The organism is Marinobacter excellens LAMA 842, assembly GCF_001574445.1.
Lineage (GTDB): Bacteria > Pseudomonadota > Gammaproteobacteria > Pseudomonadales > Oleiphilaceae > Marinobacter > Marinobacter shengliensis.
The window spans coordinates 112,427-131,133 of the sequence record NZ_LOCO01000003.1 but is presented as its reverse complement, the minus strand read 5'-3'; the positions used below and the strand labels follow the sequence as shown (position 1 = coordinate 131,133).

Sequence of the window (18,707 nt, the reverse complement as noted above, 5' to 3'; positions counted from 1 at the left end):
CAATCAGGGACACCGCATGGCATCAACCAGTGCAGACAAAGAACGACAAATGCTGGGGCTGTTCCTGGTACCCGGCGTTTACCTGCGGGTACTGGGTGAAACGGTTCGCCAGCTCGGCCACAACGACCGGGCCCTTTACCAGGGCCTGGATTTCACGGCCGACGACCTCAAGGCCAACGACAGCCGCATCTTCGTAACCGATGCCATCCTGATGGCCCAGCGCGCCCTGGAGCTGGCCGGAAAGGATGGCCTCAGCTTCCACCTGGCCAAGGAACTGCGGTTGACCATTCACGGCACCCTCGGTTTTGCTGCCCTGACCAGCCCGACCTTTGAAGGGGCACTGGATTCGGTCCGCCGCTATCTGCAGTTGCGGGCCCCGTTCCTGAGTATGAAACAATCCCTGGCCGGTGATCAGGTGCTGGTGCAGCTGTGCACCGAATTCGATGTGCCGGGGCTCTACGGTTTTCTGGCGGAAACCGTCAGCGCCACCCTGATTCTGTTAACCGAACAGCTCCTGGACCGCGCCGATGCCGAAAGCCGCGGCTTTGCCCTGGAAGACGGCAAGTTGCCGGGGGTCTCGGTGCGCCTGTCTGGCCCGGAGCCGGCCTACTATTCTGGGTTTGCGAGCCAACTGCCGGTGCGCTTTGAGTACGGCCAGCCGGAGGAAATGCTGGTGTTTCCCCGCAAACTACTTGATGTGCGCATGCGCCTGGCCGACGCCGAGGCCTCCCGCATGGCCCGGGACCAGTGTGAGTTTGAACTGCAAAAGGCGCTGAAGGAACAGGGTGATATCGTGCTCGCGATTCGGAACATGCTGCGCATGACGCCCGGGCCCTTGCCCTCCCTGGAAGCGATGGCGGAGCGGTTCTGTGTGTCGTCCCGAACGCTCAAGCGCCGACTGGCGGAGAAAGACACCAGCTACCGCGAAATCGTCGAGGCGGTACTGAAAGACCGGGCCATCCAGCTGTTGCGTTATACCAATCAGTCAGTCAGCGAGATCGCCTATGAACTGGGCTACGCCGACCTGTCGAATTTCAGCCGGGCCTTTCGCAAGTGGACCGGGAAGTCGGCGTCCGAGTTTCGGGAAGGTGGGGTTGATCCGGCTCCGGAGGTGGGGCCCTGATTTGTTGCGCCTCTGGTTTGGGAGCGTGGTCGCAGGGTGGTCAGAGAATTTTTCCTGCGAAAAACAACTCGCTTCGCTCAGACATCTTTTTCACAGGAAAAATTCTCTGACCACCCCGCGCCCTGTTAGCCTGTTAGCCTGTTAGAAGGCGTACCTATTGATAGATCGCCGTTTTTGAACGTTTTTTTCAGTGTTCTTTATTCGTTTTCGCAGTTGTCTTTCTCCGCCTATGCCCCGATATTGTGACGGACGGGGAGGTGGGATTATTTTTCCCGCCAGAAAAAAGATGTCTGAGCGAAGCGAGTTGTTTTTTCCAAGGGAAAAATAATCCCACCTCCCCAGTCCCGCCCCCAAAACCCACAGGCTAGGGCCGGAGTTAAAGCCAAAAAAAGGAACCAAGATGAACGGACAACCAGACACCCACAGCAAAATCATCGGCTACCTGCTCTGGATCTTCGGATTCCTGGGCTCCCACCGCTTTTACTACGGCAAACCCATCACCGGCACCATCTGGTTCTTCACCTTCGGGCTGTTCCTCATTGGATGGATCATCGACCTGTTCCTGATCCCCAGCATGGATCGCCAGGCCGACAAGCGCTTCCAGGAAGGCAATATCAGCTACAACATCAGCTGGATACTGCTCACCTTCCTGGGCGTGTTCGGCGTACACCGCATGTACATGGGCAAGTGGATCACCGGCATCATCTACCTGCTCACCGGCGGCCTGTTCCTGATTGGTGTGCTGTACGACTTCTGGACCCTGAACAGCCAGATCTCCGAGCGTAACCACGCCGACCAGATCGGCTGATCAAAGGCCTGCGGCGATCTCCAGTTCTGCGAGGCCGTCTTCCAGGTAATCCAGCATCCGCTGCAGGCTGGGCAGGGTTCTTCGGCAGCCTATCAGCCCGAACTCCACCTGGCCGTTGTAGCTGATCAGGGTCATGTTCAGGGCCATGCGATCCATGGCAATGGACACCGGGTACATACCCTCCAGCTTGGCGCCGTTCCAGTAGCGGGGTGAGGACGGCCCCGGCACGTTGGAAATCACCACGTTGAAGGTCTGCCACTTGGGCGCCATGCCGGTGAGCAGGTGGAATGCCGCAGGGGCCAGGGTAAGCGCGGTGTAGTTGATGATCTCTTCCGGCGACATGTGCCGGTACCGGTCCTTTGCCTCCTGCATACCATGATGGATCTTCAGCAAGCGCTGGCCGGCGTTGGTCTCGTCGGTATGCAGGTTGGCGAGAATCACCCCCACCTGATTGCCCTCGGTGCTGTCGTCCCGGTGCAGGGACACCGGCACGAAGGCAATCAGCGGTTTCTCCGGCAGGGCATCCTGATTCATCAGATACGTGCGCAGAGCCGAGGCGCACATGGCGGTGACCACATCGTTGATGGTGGTGCCGTAGGCTTCGCACACCGACTTGATGCGGGTGAGGCAATAGGACTGGGCGGCGAAACGGCGGGAGCCAGTGATTTTCTGGTTCAACACGCTGCGTGGCGCGTGGAAGATGGAGTCGTACGCCGGGTCTTTACGGGCCTGGTTGATGGTTTTCAGCAGCTCTTTGGCCACCGTGGGAATGGTGCCCAGCTGCTTGCCAGACATCCCCAGCAGGTGGGTGATGCTGTGCCATAGGGAGCTGCCCGGGTCGTCCCGGTCTGGCCGGGCTTTGCGGGGCAGGTCCCAGATGGGGGGGAGACCGGTGTCCTGCGGGTTGTCGCTGAGCATCCGGGTGGCCATGCGCATGGCGGATACGCCATCCACCAGGGAATGGTGAATCTTGGTGTAGATGGCAAACTGCCGATCCTTAAGCCCTTCAATCAGGTGTACTTCCCACATGGGCCGTTCTCGGTCCATCAAATGGGAATGCTCCGCCGACACAAATGCCAGTAACTCCCGGATACGGCCGGGGGTTGGCAAGGCCTCGAAACGGAAATGGTGTTCCAGGTCCAGGTGTTCGTCTTCCACCCACATTGGCTGACCCAGCTTGTAGCTCAGCCGCTGGTTAAACGGCGGCGTCACCTCAAATTTCTGCCTCAACTCCTCCGCTAGCTGTGCCACATAATCATCCGGCGCGCCCTCGGGAAACGAGAATAACTGCAGGCCTCCCACATGCATGGGTTGCTGGCGTTTTTCCAGCCAGAGAAACAATTGGTCGGTGGGGCTCAGAGGTTTCACAGCGCAATCCTTGTTATTGATCTATGGGCCGATACTAGCGCAAGTCGGCCCAGGCTTTATTGACTTTATTAACCCGGTTCTGTGTTACCCAGGCGACTGCGCGGTAGTTGGGATCAGCGGTGGTCACCCCGCAAGGCTTTGACTTTTTCCTCCAGAAACGATGCGGAGGCCTGCTCCGGGCCAACGGGGTGGTCCGCCAGAAGGTGTATCCGGGACCAGAAGCGCTTCGGCAGGTGACTGAATGCCGGGCCGCCGCAGTGGCTGAAGAAACTGCCCCACAGGCCTCTCAGGGCCATGGGCACGACGGTGACCGGCCGGCGCTGCAGAATCATGTCCACACCGGGCTTGAAGGTATCCACCTCGCCGTCCTTGGTCAGTTTGCCTTCCGGGAAGATGCACACCAGATGGCCGGCGGCCAGCTCCTCGTCAATGCGGTCGAAGGCCGCTTCGTAGATTTCCGGGACCCTGGATTTCGGACCAATCGGGATGGTCTTGGCCAGCCGGAAGAAGCTGCCCATGATGGGGGTTGCGAAGATGTTGTGGTCCATCACAAAGCGAACCGGCCTGCGCACGGCACCGGCAATCACCAGGGCGTCCATGTAGGACACGTGGTTACACACCAGCAGCGCTGGCCCTTCTTCGGGGATCCTGTCCAGGTGATGATGGCTGACCCGGTAAACGGTGTGGGACAGCACCCAGATCACAAAGCGCAGGGCAAAATCCGGCACCTGCTGATAAACAAAGCCGGCCACGATCAGGTTCATGATCGACAGCACCAGGAAAAACTCGGGAATGCTCAGCCCGATCACGCCCAGCATCAGCATCGCCAGCAAAGCACTGATCACCATGAACAAGGCGTTAAAAATGTTGAGGGCGGCGATTACCCGTGCCCGGGTGTCTGGCGAGGCTTCTCGCTGAACATAGGCATACAGCGGCACAATAAACAGCCCGCCAAAGATGCCGATGGCCAGCAAGTCGATGGCTACCTGGCGGTAATGGGGATCGGTGATGATCATCCACCAGTCTGAGGGGATGGGCTGCTCGGGCATGTTGAAGTACAGGTCAATGCCGAAGAAACTGAGCCCGAGGGAACCAATGGGCACAATGCCCAGCTCAATCTTGTGGCCGGACAGCCGCTCACAGGCAATGGAGCCGGCGGCAATGCCAATGGTGAAAATGGCCAGCAGGATGGTGACCACGGTTTCGTCACCCAGCAGATGGGTTTTGGCAAAGTTGGGGAACTGGGTCAGGTAGGCGGCGCCGAGAAACCAGAACCAGGAAATGGCCAGAATGCTCAGGAACACATTGTGATTATCCCGGGCGATGGCCATCAGCTTCCAGGTTTCCTGTAGCGGGCGGAACCGGATCTTCAGATTCGGCGCGGCGGCCTCTGCCTTGGGAATACGCAGCGCGGCGATCAGGCCTGTGATGGCCAGTAAAGCCACGGCTACCGCAATCACCGGGCCCGGCACCGGGGCTTTCATCATCACGCCGGCCATCAGCGTGCCCACCAGAATGGCTACAAAGGTGCCCATCTCCACCAGCGCGTTGCCACCCACCAGCTCAGAATCCTTCAGGGCCTGGGGCAGAATGGCGTACTTTACCGGCCCGAAAAAGGCGGATTGCACCCCGGTGAGGAACAAAAGCAGGAACAACATCTCGTACCAGCCGAACCAGAGCCCGACGGCGGCGACGCCCATGATCACCACTTCGGCAAACTTGATCCAGCGGATCACCGCAGACTTCTCGAACCGGTCCGCCACCTGGCCGGCAATGGCGGAGAACAGAAAGAACGGCAGGATAAACAGCATGGCGGCGAGGTTGACCACCACATCCGCCGACAACCCGAACAGGCCCCCGGCAGTGTAGGTGACCAGCAAAAGCAAGGCGTTCTTGAACAGGTTGTCGTTGAATGCCCCGGCGAACTGGGTCACAAAAAACGGCAGGAACCGCCGCTCTGACAGCAGGCGAAACTGACTTTGATCTTCCATGACCCGAACACCCTCGATTGGCCTTGTAATGTTGCCGGAGACTAAACCCGCCGGTGAGGGTGGTCAAGCTATGAAACGGCCTCCATACTGGGCCACAGTCTGAGCCTGTTCAAACAACAACGACGTTTTTGGGAGCTGTCTTCAATGGATGTACAACAAGCCGTCCAGTCCCGCAGGTCGGTCCGGGATTTCCTGGACACCCCGGTCTCCGAGGCTACCCTTCGCAAAGTGATCGAAACCGCCACCCGGGCCCCGTCCGGCGGCAACCTGCAACCGTGGCACCTGCACGTGGTTACCGGCGATGCCCTGGCCCGCCTGAAAACCCTGATGCAGGCGAAAGTCAGCAAAGGCTTCAACGAAGTGCCGGAATACGAAATCTACCCGCCGAAACTGCAGTCACCCTACCGTGACCGCCGCTTCGAGATTGGTGAACTCATGTACCGACAGCTCGACATCCCCAGGGAAGACAAAGCCGCCCGCTTCGAGTGGTTCAAACGCAACTTCGAGTTCTTCGGCGCCCCGGTCGGCCTGTTCTGCACCGTCGACGACAACATGGGCCCGCCCCAGTGGTCAGACCTGGGCATGATCTTGCAAACCATCATGCTGTTGCTGCGCGCCGAAGGCCTCGACAGCTGCGCCCAGGAATCCTGGTCGGTGTACCCGAAAACCATCAGCGAATTCCTGGGCCTGCCCGAACACCGAAAAGTCTTCGCCGGCATGGCCATCGGCTACGCCAACCCCGACAGCCCGGTGAACCAGATCACCAGCCCAAGGGCACCGCTGGAAGAAAACGTCGAATTCATCAGCTGACGTAAGCGTCTCTCAGATCTCAGGCGGCCACCGACGCCGCCTGAGCCACCGGCACTTCCAGCCGGATCTGATCCCCGTCCAGTAAAACCGGATAAACTTGGACCGATACGCGCTCGTCCTCCAGGCAGCGCCCGGTGCGCAAACTGAAATGCTGCTTGTACAACGGCGACGCCACCACCGGCTCGCCGCTGATATCCCCGGTAATCCCCCGGGCCAGCACATTCGAGCCGCTGAACGGATCGGTATGGCTGATGGCAAACAACGCCGGCAAGCGATGCGGCAGATAAAACACCGCCACCGGCCCGTCCTCCGTCCAAACCGCAATGCCGGAGTCAGCCACCAGATCGTCCACCGTACAAACCGCTTCCCAACAAGTCCGAGCTTTCATAAAACGTTCTCCTGAATCCCAATGTCTTTAACTTGCCTATCCCACTTATGTCTGCGAGCGCGGGGGTCGGGGTAATTTTCTGGCAGGAAAAAAGATGTCTGAGCAAAGCGAGTTATTTTTTCCAGAAGAAAATTACCCCGGCCCCCGTGCTCCGCCCCCAAACCAGAAGGCTACGAAGAAGCCACCTCCAAAACAGGCCGCCGCTGCCCCCGCTCCGAAGTCCAACGCTGCACCGGGTCCTTTTGCGCCGGCGCATTCACAAACTCCCGGAACCGCTTGCGCTTCTCAGGATCCTCAACGGCGGTTTTCCACTCACACTGATAGGTATCCACCAGATCCGCCATATGCTGCTCCAGCTCCTCGCCAATACCGAGGCTGTCCTCCAGCACCACCTGCTTCAGATACTCCAGACCGCCCTCCAGATTCTCCATCCACACCGACGTCCGCTGCAGCCGGTCCGCCGTGCGCACATAGAACATCACCACCCGGTCAATCGTGCGGATCAGCTCCTCATCCGACAGATCCGTGGCAAACAGATCCGCATGCCGGGGCCGCATGCCGCCGTTGCCACACACGTACAGATTCCAGCCCTTCTCCGTGGCAATCACCCCGAAATCCTTGCTCTGGGCCTCGGCGCATTCGCGGGTACAGCCAGACACCGCCATCTTCACCTTATGGGGCGCCCGCAGGCCCTTGTAGCGATTCTCCAGGGTGATCGCCATGCCCACGCTGTCCTGCACGCCGTAGCGGCACCAGGTGCTGCCCACACAGGACTTCACCGTGCGCAGGGACTTGCCGTAGGCGTGGCCGGTTTCGAAACCGGCGGCGATCAGCTTCTCCCAGATCTCCGGCAGCTCACTCAGGGTGGCACCGAACAGGTCCACCCGCTGACCGCCGGTGATCTTCGTGTACAGGTTGTACTGCTTGGCCACCTCGCCCAGCACAATCAGCTTATCCGGGGTGATCTCGCCGCCGGGAATGCGCGGCACGATGGAATAGGTGCCGTTCTTCTGCATGTTGGCCATGAAGGTATCGTTGGTGTCCTGCAGCGGCACGTGGTCCGTGGCCAGGATGTGCTCGTTCCAGCAGGTGGCCAGAATCGAACCCACAGTCGGCTTGCAGATATCACAGCCCTGGCCCTTGCCGTATTGCTTGAGCAGGCCCCGGAAGGTGCGGATGCCGTTTACCTTCACCAGATGGAACAGCTCCTGGCGGGTGTAGGGGAAGTGTTCGCACAAATCCGTGCACACCTCCACGCCGCGTTTCTCCAGCTCGCTGTCCACCACCTTTTTGAGCAAAGCGGCACAGCCACCACAGCCGCTGCTGGCCTTGGTTTCGGCCTTCACGCCGCCCAGATCAGTGCAGCCGGCGTCAATCGCGCAGCAGATGTCGCCCTTGGTAACGTTGTGGCAGGAACAGATAGACGCGGTATCCGGCAGGGCATCGGCACCCAGGGCCGGGGCACCGCCTTCGCTCTCCGGCAGAATCAGGGCTTCCGGATTGGCCGGCAACTCAATGCCATTGAGGGCGTATTGCAGCAGGGTATCGTAGGGGCCGTTATCGCCCACCAGGATGGCGCCCAGCAGGGTCTTGCCGTCCTGGCTCACCACCATGCGCCGGTAGTGGCCGGCCTGCTCATCGTGAAAGCGAATGTTACGGGCGCCGGGGGTCTTGGCATGGGCGTCGCCGATGGAGCCCACATCCACCCCCAGCAACTTCAGTTTGGTGCTCATGTCGGCACCGGTAAAGGCCGCACTGGCGTCGTTGTTCAGCGCCGCCGATAGCGTGCGGGCCATGGTGTAGCCCGGCGCCACAAGGCCGAAGACAAAGTTGTTCCAGAGCGCGCATTCGCCGATGGCGTGGATATGCGGGTCGGACGTGGTGCATTGGTTGTTGATCACAATCCCGCCGCGTTCGCCCAGTTCAAGGCCGCAGGCCCGAGCCAGGGTGTCCTGGGGGCGGATGCCGGCGGAGAACACAATCAGGTCGGTTTCCAGATGGCTTTCATCCGAGAAATTCATCCGTAGCCGCGCGGCGCTGCCCGGCACAATGGCGGTGGTGGCTTTCTCGGTGTGCACCTGCACACCAAGATCTTCAATTTTCTGGCGTAACAGGGCGCCGCCCTGATCGTCCAGTTGAACCGGCATCAGGCGCGGAGCAAACTCCACCACGTGGGCCTGTAAGCCGAGGCTTTTCAGCGCGTTTGCCGCTTCCAGCCCCAGCAGACCGCCGCCGACCACCACGCCGGTCTTCGCCTTCTGGGCGCTGGCCTGAATGGCGTCCAGGTCATCCAGGGTGCGGTACACAAAGCAGCCTTCCTGATCGTTACCGTCAATGGGCGGGACAAACGGGTAAGAGCCGGTGGCCAGCACCAGCTGGTCGTAGGGGTACTCGCCCTTGGGTGTGGTGATCATCCGGGCGTCCCGATAAATGCCGGTCACCGGCTCATTCAGGTGCAGATCAATGCCCTGGTCGGCATACCAGTCCGCGGTGCCCATTGCCAGGTCCGCATGGCTTGAGCCGCTGAAATACTCCGACAGGTGCACCCTGTCGTAGGCCAGTTGCTTTTCTTCGCCGAAAACGACGATGTTATAGGCGTCGGCGGCCGGAGACTGGCTAAACTGTTCCAGGAAGTGATGGCCAACCATGCCGTTACCGATCACGATCAGGGTCTGTTTGCTCATAGTCTTGTCCTCTCTCATGGCAGCGGATCAGGCCGCTGCGTCGCAATAGGGTTTGCCGAAAGCGATGGTGTCCCGGTAGCGGGATATATCCGTGCCTGAACGAATCAACTCGCTGTACCAGGGGGCGCTGCTGGTGTCGCCGAGCAGAATGGCGCCGGTCAGGCGGTTGTGTTCCACCAGCAGTTGGCCGTAGACCGCTTGGGCGTAGTCCTGCCACTCAATGGTTTCGGTGTGCGGACCCGGAGTGATCGGCCCGCAGGAAAAAATGGGGAGGTCGCTGATTTTCAGGCGTGTGGCGATTTCTCCCGGTGTGAAACCCGGGTTTCCGGACACCTGGCAGAGATGCTGGGCCAACACGGCCGCCTGTTCGTAGCCGGGCTCCACGAGGCCAAACGTGTGTTCCTGAAACTGGCAGCATTCACCGAGGGCGTGGATATGAGGATTGGAAGTGGTCATCTGCGAATCCACCTGTACGCCCCGGTTGCAGGCCAGGCCGGCGGCTTCTGCCAGTGCTTTGTTCGGATGAATACCGGTTGCCAGCACCACCAGGTCGGTAGCCAGCACGGTGCCGTCGCTGAGCTGTACCGCCCGGACCTGGTGTTTGCCCAGCAGCGCTGTGGGTTCGGTACCGGTCAGAACGGTAAGGCCCCGTTGCTGTAACTGGTGCTTCAGTAATTCGCCGGCAGCTGGATTGAGCTGTCGGTTCAGCAGGTGACCGCTGCGATGCAGAACCGTGACGTCCATGCCCCGGGCCCTGAGCCCCTCGGCCGCTTCCAGGCCAAGAAAACCGCCGCCGATGACGACCGCACGGCGATGTGTCTGCGCCCGGTGAATCAGGGTGCGGGTATCGGTCAGATCCCGGAAGGTCATCACGCCATCCAGATCCTCACCGGGCAGGCCAAGACGTGAAGGACTGGCGCCGGTGGCCAACACAAGGGTGTGGTAAGCCAGCGTGCGCCCGCTGGCGGTCGTCACCCGGCGCTGATGCGGTTCGATGGCCGTGACCGGCTCACGGTTATAGACCTCGATTTTGTGCTGGCGGAACCAGGACCGGGGTTTCAGTTCCAGCTCTGACTCCCGGACCTGATTCGCCAGCAAGGACGACAGCTGGATTCGGTTATAGGCAGCGAAAGGCTCGCCGTTGAACACCACAATGCGGCTGAACGGGTGCCCTGTGGCCACCAGTTGCTCCAGCAATCGCTGCGCAACCATGCCATGGCCGCAGATCACCAGCGCAGGGGTCTGTGTGTGTTCCATAGGTGCGCTCCCTTACTCAACGAATTGCCGAAAACCAAACGAAAAAAGCCGGAGCATCATGCTCTCCGAAGAGAACAGATGGTCCGGCACCAATGCCAACAACAATGATCTGATGGTCCGGCCTGATTCCATGGCCGGGACAGTCGTCCTTGATTAGGACAAAGCGATCTCCATGCCAACTTTTTAACTCCATTTAATTCAGTTGCTTAGATGATATCGCGGCTCTATTGCACCCGTGCCGGGCAGAAAAGATGCCCCGGGATGGGGCGAAACGCACGAAGATGATGCCGGTGGTTCTGGCCTGTTAATTGCTGCAGTCCAGTCAGACAGGAACCCGCTGTGTACCGATACCAGGAGTTGCACCATGAACAGCAAACGCCAGACCAATACGGCCGCGACGGCCACAGCCGCAGACTTTCTGATGGCCTCCCGGCAGTGCGAAATCCGCAACCTGGAGTACTTTCTGCAGATGGGCCGGCTGGTGCAGAGCGTGGGTAACCTGGTGCACGGACTGCAACGGGAGCGGGGAGCTACCAACCTGTATCTGGGGTCCGGTTGCCAGCGTTTCGCCCGGGAGCGTTCGGTTATCCTGAAAGAGAATGACCAACTGGCTGTCATCTTCCGTAAGGCGCTGACCGACATACAGGAAGACCTGACTACCCATCCGGTCAGCAGCCCGCTGCTGGGTCATATTGCCAGTGCCCTTCATAGCCTCGATCAGCTGGCCGAGTTCAGGCAGAAAGTGGTCGGGCAGGAAGCCAGCGTGGTGGATGCTACGGACTGGTTTTGCGACACCATCCATCAGCTGATTACGGTGGTTTTTGAAGCCGCCGAAACCGTTGCTGAACCCTCCATTGCCGGCCTGCTGGTGGCCATGGTGCACGTGATGAATGGTAAGGAATACTGTGGCCAGGAGCGGGCGGCAGGCTCAGCGGGATTCTCCAGTGGCCACTTCGAAAACGCACTGTCACGGCGCATGATGCACCTGGTTGAAGCGCAGGAACGGTGTTTCGAGGTATTTGTTGCCTTTGCCAGCGAAGACAGCCTGGCTCTCTGGCAGGCGCTGCGGTCTCACCCGCGGGAACTGGAAATAGAGCGGATGCGCCAGAAGGCGGTGTCGGTCGGACCCTATAAATCCCTGGACAGGGAAATGGCCGATCGCTGGTTTAACCTGATGACCGACCGTATGGATGATCTCAAGAAAATCGAAGATTCCGTGGAAAACGCCTTCCACCACCGTTGCGTGGAACGCTACACCGAGGCGCGCCACTCCCTGGCTCACCAGGAAACTCTGCTGGCCTCGCTGGAACAACGGAACGCCTCGACAATGCCGGTATTGGTGGTCTGCGATAATGGAGTAGATGCGGGTACGGCAGATGCCTGGGCCGGTGACGGTGTCGGGCAACAGTCAGGCAGATCCATCTTTGATCTGGTTCAGGAGCAAACCCGCCGCCTGCGCCAGATGTCTGAAGAACTGCAAAGTGCAAAAGAAGCTCTGGAAGACCGACGTACCCAGGAAAAGGCCGTGTTGCTACTGATGGAACATCGTGGCATCAGCAACGACGAAGCCCACCGATTGCTGCGAAAGCTGGCCATGGATCAGGGCAAACGCCTGCCTGATGTGGCTAGAGCCCTGGTCTCCATGGCCGGCGTTCTGGGCTGACACCATCCTTGATGGCACCGGGGGCAAAGTAGCCCCGGTGCCGTGCAGCCTCAGGCAGACGCCGGCTGTTTCTCCTTCTCCACCTTTGCACTCTCCCCACCCTGCGTGGAGGCACTGGCGGCCCGCCGGCTGCTCAGGGATTCCAGCTTGCGCTGTTTCTCGTACAGGAACGACAGCACCTCCTGCCGGTAATGCACATATTTGGCGTCATCCGCCAACGCCACCCGATTACGCGGCCGAGGCAAATCAATGTGCAAATCTTCCCCCACCGTCGCCGCCGGCCCGTTAGTCATCATGATGATGCGGTCCGACAACAGCACCGCCTCGTCTACATCGTGGGTGATCATGATCACCGTATTGTTCAGCTCCTGCTGAATCTCCATCAGCGAATCCTGAAGATGTGCCCGGGTCAACGCATCCAGGGCCCCGAACGGCTCATCCATCAGCAGCACGCTCGGTTTCATCGCCAACGCCCGGGCAATCCCCACCCGCTGCGCCATGCCCCCGGAAATCTCCCCCGGCCGTTTATTGGCGGCATGGGCCATATTCACCAGCTCCAGGTTATGGGTAATCCAGTCCCGGCGCTCCTTACGGTTCATCGACTTGCGAAACACCTGCCGAACAGCCAGCTCCACATTCTCATACACCGTCAGCCAGGGCATCAGCGCATGATTCTGAAACACCACCGCCCGCTCCGGCCCCGGTGAGTTCACCTCATGCCCGTTTAACACACAGCCACCCTTGGTGGCCTGCAACAAGCCGGCGACAATGTTCAGTACCGTCGATTTACCACAGCCGGAGTGGCCGATAAGCGAAACAAACTCCCCTTTCTGGATCTTCAGGTTCACGTTGTCCAGGGCAACGAACGGCCCTTTCGGCGTGTCAAACGCCATCTCAACACCGGTAAGTTCTAAATGTGTTTTACTCATGGAAATCACCTCAAAAGTAAGCGGAGCGCCGGGTGGGTTACGCCTCCCGAAACCCTCAAAAACATGGATGTTTTTGCGGAGCCTACATGGATGTACTCGCCGCGTGTTTCGGGCGGCGTAACCCACCCGGTGCGGCATGCTCCCAAGTTTGATCACTCATTCCAGGCCACCTTCTTCTGAATCAACAGCATCACCCGATCCAGCAAAAACCCGATAAACCCGATGGCCAGCACCGCCACCATGATCCGGCTCAAAGACTGACTGCTGCCATTCTGAAACTCGTCCCAGACAAACTTGCCAAGCCCGGGACTCTGCGCCAGCATCTCCGCCGCAATCAGCACCATCCAGGCAATACCCAGAGACACCCGCAACCCGGTAAAAATCATCGGTACCGACGACGGCAGCACCACCTTGCGAACGTGGGTCCAGAACGACAGCTTCAGCACCTTCGACACGTTCAGCAGGTCCGGATTCACCGCGGCCACGCCCACGCTGGTATTGATCAGCGTGGGCCACAGGCTGCAAAGGGTGACCGTGATCATCGACGTCAGAAACGACTTCTGGAACATCGGGTCATCGCTGACGTACGTGGCTGACACCACCATGGTGACCAGTGGCAGCCAGGCCAGGGGCGACACCGGCTTGAAGATCTGGATCAGCGGATTGACCGCCGCCTGAAAATACCGGTTAAGACCGAACACAATTCCCAGGGGCACCGCAATCAGCGTGGCCAGGGCAAATCCAGACAACACCGTGACCAGGCTGGTACCGATCTGATCGATAAAAGTGGGTGCGCCGGGATAAGACCGGATCCGCACCTCCGCCTCCGGGTTGTCGGCCAGAATCCTGGCATTACGCTGCTCCTGCATGGCGATGAACTGGCTGGCGCGTTCCCGCTGGTTGGCGTGCTCTTGCCAGAGTTGCCCCGCCTGCTCCCAGACCTGAGCCGGCCCCGGAAAGGCGCCAAGGGACGTCTGCACCTGGGGAGCTGCCAGATGCCAGAATCCCAGAAACACGAGAATTCCGATCAAGGGCAGCAAAGTCTGTTTGCCGGCCGCCAACAATTCATTCGGGCCCAGCCGGGAGAGCAGGTTGCGGCTCCTGGTGGCCATCGACTGACCAATCCTTATGCTTAATGTGCTCATGTTGTGCCCCCTTACGGTGTCTCGGTGCCTTTCAGCCCGATATCAAAGCGTTCTATGTAAGCGTTCGGTTCGCGAGGTGTGAAAGGCACACCGTCAATCAGCTCGCCCTGGTAGGGGCGTTCAAAGTTCTCGGCGTCAAAGTCCGGGAAGTCACTGGCATTCATCACGCCATCATCGATCAGTGACTGTGCGGCCTGAGCATACAGATCACCCCGGTATACCCTTGCTGCGGTCTGCATGTACCAGTCATCCGGCTTGGCGTCCGGAATCTGGCCCCACCGGCGCATCTGGGTCAGGTACCAGATGGCATCCGAGGGATAGGGGTAGGTGGCGTGATAGCGGAAGAACACGTTGAAGTCCGGAACCTCCCGCACATCCCCTTTCTCGTATTCGAATGTGCCGGTCATAGAGTTGGCGATCACGTCTTTGTCTGCGCCCACGTAGCTGGAGCGTGAAAGCAGCTCTACCGCTTCCTGGCGATTTGCGTTGTCGTTTTCATCCAGCCAGTAAGCCGCGCGGATCAGTGCCCGCAACAACCGCAGGTGGGTATGGGGATGCTTCTCTGCCCAGGTCTCGGTCACACCAAAGACTTTCTCAGGGTTGTTTGGCCAGATCTCATAATCAGTGATGACCGGCACCCCGATGCCCTTGAATACCGCCTGCTGGTTCCAGGGTTCGCCCACGCAGTAGCCCTGAATGGTGCCGGCTTCCATGGTCGCCGGCATTTGCGGCGGCGGGGTAACGGACAGATGAACATCGGCCTGCAAGGTGCCACTGGTATCACCCCGTTGTGGGGCGTAGAAGCCGGGATTCAGGCCACCGGCCGCCAGCCAGTAGCGGAGTTCGTAGTTATGGGTAGACACCGGGAACACCATGCCCATCCGGAACCGCTCGCCTTTGCTCAGGGATTGCTCCACCGCCGGTTTCAGTGCGCTCGCGGAGATCGGGTGGGCGGGTTTGTCGCCATCCATTTCCAGGTGGGGCTTCATGGTGTCCCACACCGCGTTGGACACGGTAATCGCGTTGCCGTTGAGGTCCATGCTGAAGGCGGTAATGATGTTGGCCTGAGTGCCATAGCCAATGGATGCGCCCAGAGGCTGGCCGGCCAGCATGTGGGCACCGTCCAGCTCGCCGGTGATCACCCGGTCCAGCAGCACTTTCCAGTTGGCCTGCGCCTCCAGTTCCACGAACAGGCCTTCGTCCAGGAAGTAGCCCTGTTCCCAGGCAACCGCCAGTGGCGCCATATCGGTGAGTTTGATGAAGCCCAGTTTCAGGTCTGGTTTCTCGGCCGGCCCGATGCTCGCCTGGGCCAGCGTGCTCAGCCCAATCAGTGCGCCTGTGAGCAAGCCTCTGAGTTGATGACGGCGTGTGTTCATGCTGTTACCTCTCTGTGTCTCTCTTTTCTGGCGCACAAAAAAAACGCCCACCCTCCGTTTCCGGAGAGCAGGCGCCAATGCCTTAGAACGAGAGATGTGATGTCTTGATGGTTCGCTGTTACCTCAGCATAAGCCGTGCCATTTTTTAATATTCATAGTTTTCAAAGGCTTGATATTCCCTTCCGTGTTGAGCGAGGAAAACGCCAATCGAGCCCGGTCTGTTTTTGGTGCAACCTGAGCGATTTCGCACCAATGTGAAACCTCAAGGCAGAAGTGTATCCCGGCCTGCCGGAGCCGATGGATCTGCTGAACAAGGCCGTAGCCCGGGCGTTGCCACAAGGCCGGCCGGGCAAGTGCTGTTTTGGCAATCGCTGGCCCCGTTATTGCTTTCCATAAAACAGACAATTTTGGCAAAGAAGCCCGCCCCGGCTCTGGAAACAGACCCCGGATGGCGGGCTTTTTTATGGGTAAAGCAGAGGATTGATCATGAAAAACCGCCGAACCACTCCCGGAAGTACCGCCACCACCTGCCCTTATTGCGGTGTGGGCTGTGGTGTTCTGGCGAAACCTGACGCCGTTCAGGGCGATCTTGGCCACCCGGCCAATAATGGTCGCCTTTGTGTCAAAGGCTCTGCGTTACATGAGACCGTGACCGGACACGACCGTTTGCTGGCCCCCCGTGTGGCAGGGCATACCGTTGAGTGGTCGGAAGCCATTGACCGGGTAGCTGAGGCCATTCGTGTTTCGGTCAGAGACCATGGCCCGGAGTCTGTGGCTTTTTACCTGTCTGGCCAGCTGCTCACAGAGGACTATTACATTGCCAACAAGCTGGCCAAGGGCTTTATTGGCACCCCGCACGTGGATACCAATTCCCGGTTGTGCATGTCGTCTGCCGTGGCAGCCCACAAGAGGGCGTTTGGTGAGGACTGCGTGCCCGGCTGTTATGAGGACCTCGAGCTGGCGGACTTGCTGGTGCTGGCGGGCAGTAATGCCGCCTGGACGCATCCGGTACTTTATCAGCGGATAAAAGCGTCCCACCGGCCCGGGCGCAAAGTGGTAGCCATTGACCCAAGGCAAACCGCAACCACAGAGATGGCTGACCTGCACCTGCAACTGCGGCCGGGAACCGACACCCTGCTGTTCAATGGCTTGCTGGTTTGGCTGCATGACCACGGAGCCCTGGCCACACAGTACCTGGAACAGCATTGCAATGGATTCGAGGAGACTCTGAGTGTGGCCCGCGCCTGTGCGCCTTCGATACTGGCGGTCGCCCGCGGATGTGACCTTCGGGCTGCGGATGTGGAACGCTTCTATCGGTGGTTTGCCGAGACCGATCGGACAGTCACCGCCTTTTCCCAGGGCATCAATCAGTCGGTGGCTGGCACCGACAAAGCCAACGCTATTATCAACTGCCACCTGGCCACAGGGCGCGTTGGCCGGCCCGGTGCCAGTCCGTTTTCACTCACCGGTCAACCCAATGCCATGGGTGGGCGGGAAGTGGGCGGTCTGGCCAACACCCTGGCGGCCCATATGGATTACGACACGCCCGGCGCGGTGCAACGGGTTGCCGACTTCTGGCACAGTGAAAAATTGGCAGCGGGACCGGGCTATAAGGCGGTGGATCTGTTTGAAGCCGTTCATCGGGGCGACATCCGGGTGCTCTGGGTGATGGGCACCAATCCTGCGGTCAGCCTGCCCGACAACGCCCGGGTCAGGGAGGCCCTGGCGCGATGCGAGACCCTTATAGTCTCAGACTGCGTGGCCCAGACCGATACCACGGCGTTTGCCGATATCCTGTTGCCTGCTGCCGGTTGGGGCGAGAAGGACGGTACCGTGACCAACTCGGAACGGTGCATTTCACGCCAGCGTCGATTTTTGCCAGTGCCAGAGGGTGTCCGGCCGGATTGGCGAATCATCCGGGATATCGCCCAGGCGCTCGGTTATGGTCACGCCTTTGACTACCAGGAGCCTGCGGAGATTTTCAGAGAACACGCGGCACTGTCCGGTTACGGTAACGGCGGTGAGAGAGTGTTTGATATTTCCGCCCTGGCCAAGCTGAGTTCCACGGAATATGACCGGCTTCAACCCGTGCAGTGGCCGCTTACCGGGGGCAATCCCGGTGCCTGGCTGCAGACCCGCCGGCTGTTCTCCGATGGTCGCTTTCCCACGCCCGATGGTCGCGCCCGCCTGGTACCGGTTTCGAACCTGCCGCCCGGACAGCAGCCCGATGCCCGGCATCCCCTGATCGTGAATACCGGTCGTATTCGGGACCAGTGGCACACCATGACGCGCACGGCACTGGCGCCCAGACTGTTTGCCCATCGCAGTGAGCCCTTTATCGAGGTTCACCCGAAGGACATCGCCACCTTTGGTTTGATTGAAGGTGCACTGGCCACGCTGACAGGGCATGCCCGAAAGGGGTTCACCGGCCGGGTCCGGGCCAGCCCGGCACAGAGACCCGGAGAGGTATTCGTTCCCATTCACTGGAATCGGCAGTTTGCATCCTCAGCCCTGGCCTCCGACCTGATCGCCCCCGTCGTCGACCCGATTTCAGGGCAACCGGAAGCCAAATTTGGCGTAGCCTCCCTTCGGCCACTAATCACTCGATGGCAAGCCCGGCTGATGCTGCCCGCGGCCGGGGGCACCGCATTGGACGCCACGTCGCTGGACTACTGGAGCCACCAGGCACTGCCTCATAGCCGGTCCTGGTGGCTGGCCGGTCGCCGGTCAATGGACTGGCGTGAATGGGCCCAGCAGATTTTCGCCAGGGAACCGGAGCTGGTTATGCAAGATAGTGCCCGGCGTCGCTTTCGTGCGGCCTGGCTCACCGGCAACCGGTTGGATGGCGTATTGCTGGTAGAGTCCTGTGTGCAAACCATGCCGGACCTCGGCTGGTTGGATGACTGTTTTGGCTCCGAGAACCTGACACCGGAGCAGCGCCGATCCTTGTTGGCTGCAGGTTCGATCGATGCAGAACCGACCGGGCCGCTGGTCTGCAGCTGTTTCCAGGTAGGCGAGCGCCAGATCAACCAGGCAATCGAAGATGGGGCCGCCAGCGTTGAAGCATTGGGTCAGCGGCTGCAGTGCGGCAGCAATTGTGGTTCTTGTATACCTGAGATTCGTGGCTTGCTGGCGAAATCGGCGGATCGGGAGCCTGCCTGAAAC

13 protein-coding genes are annotated in these 18,707 nt (G+C 59.9%); 5 read left to right on the top strand and 8 right to left on the bottom strand.

Annotated elements, in window-relative coordinates; translation table 11 throughout:
* Positions 1-16: 16 nt before the first annotated feature.
* Positions 17-1,123 (top strand): AraC family transcriptional regulator, encoded by a 1,107-nt coding sequence (locus tag J122_RS04185; protein WP_061331281.1) that lies wholly within the window; start codon positions 17-19, stop codon positions 1,121-1,123.
* Positions 1,124-1,523: 400 nt separating this feature from the next.
* Positions 1,524-1,931, top strand: coding sequence for an NINE protein (locus J122_RS04180; protein ID WP_061331279.1), 408 nt, complete (start codon positions 1,524-1,526; stop codon positions 1,929-1,931).
* On the opposite strand, the gene J122_RS04175 is transcribed toward J122_RS04180, so the two are convergent.
* The gene (locus J122_RS04175; protein WP_061331278.1) at positions 1,932-3,299 is read right to left on the bottom strand and encodes a WS/DGAT/MGAT family O-acyltransferase; all 1,368 of its coding nucleotides are present in this window, start codon (positions 3,297-3,299) and stop codon (positions 1,932-1,934) included. It abuts the gene before it with no gap.
* 113 nt (positions 3,300-3,412) lie between these two features.
* Positions 3,413-5,290 (bottom strand): MFS transporter, encoded by a 1,878-nt coding sequence (locus tag J122_RS04170; RefSeq protein WP_061331276.1) that lies wholly within the window; start codon positions 5,288-5,290, stop codon positions 3,413-3,415.
* Between the two features lie 144 nt (positions 5,291-5,434).
* On the opposite strand from J122_RS04170, the gene J122_RS04165 reads away from it, so the two are divergent.
* The gene (locus J122_RS04165; protein ID WP_061331273.1) at positions 5,435-6,100 is read left to right on the top strand and encodes a nitroreductase; all 666 of its coding nucleotides are present in this window, start codon (positions 5,435-5,437) and stop codon (positions 6,098-6,100) included.
* A 19-nt stretch (positions 6,101-6,119) separates the two neighbouring features.
* Here J122_RS04165 and nirD read toward each other — a convergent pair whose 3' ends face one another.
* From nirD to J122_RS04150, 3 genes are all read right to left on the bottom strand, one after another.
* Positions 6,120-6,488, bottom strand: coding sequence for a nitrite reductase small subunit NirD (gene nirD, locus J122_RS04160; RefSeq protein WP_061331271.1), 369 nt, complete (start codon positions 6,486-6,488; stop codon positions 6,120-6,122).
* A gap of 170 nt (positions 6,489-6,658) precedes the next feature.
* The gene (gene nirB, locus J122_RS04155; protein ID WP_061331269.1) at positions 6,659-9,172 is read right to left on the bottom strand and encodes a nitrite reductase large subunit NirB; all 2,514 of its coding nucleotides are present in this window, start codon (positions 9,170-9,172) and stop codon (positions 6,659-6,661) included.
* 27 nt (positions 9,173-9,199) lie between these two features.
* A complete protein-coding gene (locus J122_RS04150; protein WP_061331267.1) occupies positions 9,200-10,429 on the bottom strand; it encodes an NAD(P)/FAD-dependent oxidoreductase in 1,230 nt (409 codons plus the stop codon).
* A gap of 364 nt (positions 10,430-10,793) precedes the next feature.
* On the opposite strand from J122_RS04150, the gene J122_RS04145 reads away from it, so the two are divergent.
* The gene (locus J122_RS04145) at positions 10,794-12,092 is read left to right on the top strand and encodes a nitrate regulatory protein (RefSeq protein ID WP_061331265.1); all 1,299 of its coding nucleotides are present in this window, start codon (positions 10,794-10,796) and stop codon (positions 12,090-12,092) included.
* Positions 12,093-12,142: 50 nt separating this feature from the next.
* Here the strand turns inward: J122_RS04145 and J122_RS04140 are convergent, their stop codons facing one another.
* From J122_RS04140 to J122_RS04130, 3 genes are all read right to left on the bottom strand, one after another.
* Positions 12,143-13,021 carry an ABC transporter ATP-binding protein gene (locus J122_RS04140; RefSeq protein WP_061331263.1) on the bottom strand — a complete coding sequence of 293 codons (879 nt, stop codon included), beginning with the start codon at positions 13,019-13,021 and terminating at the stop codon, positions 12,143-12,145.
* A 152-nt stretch (positions 13,022-13,173) separates the two neighbouring features.
* Positions 13,174-14,166, bottom strand: a complete 993-nt coding sequence (locus tag J122_RS04135; RefSeq protein WP_061331261.1) for an ABC transporter permease — start codon at positions 14,164-14,166, stop codon at positions 13,174-13,176.
* 11 nt (positions 14,167-14,177) lie between these two features.
* Positions 14,178-15,542, bottom strand: a complete 1,365-nt coding sequence (locus J122_RS04130; protein ID WP_061331434.1) for a CmpA/NrtA family ABC transporter substrate-binding protein — start codon at positions 15,540-15,542, stop codon at positions 14,178-14,180.
* Positions 15,543-16,028: 486 nt separating this feature from the next.
* On the opposite strand from J122_RS04130, the gene J122_RS04125 reads away from it, so the two are divergent.
* Positions 16,029-18,704, top strand: a complete 2,676-nt coding sequence (locus tag J122_RS04125) for a nitrate reductase (RefSeq protein ID WP_061331260.1) — start codon at positions 16,029-16,031, stop codon at positions 18,702-18,704.
* Positions 18,705-18,707: the final 3 nt, after the last annotated feature.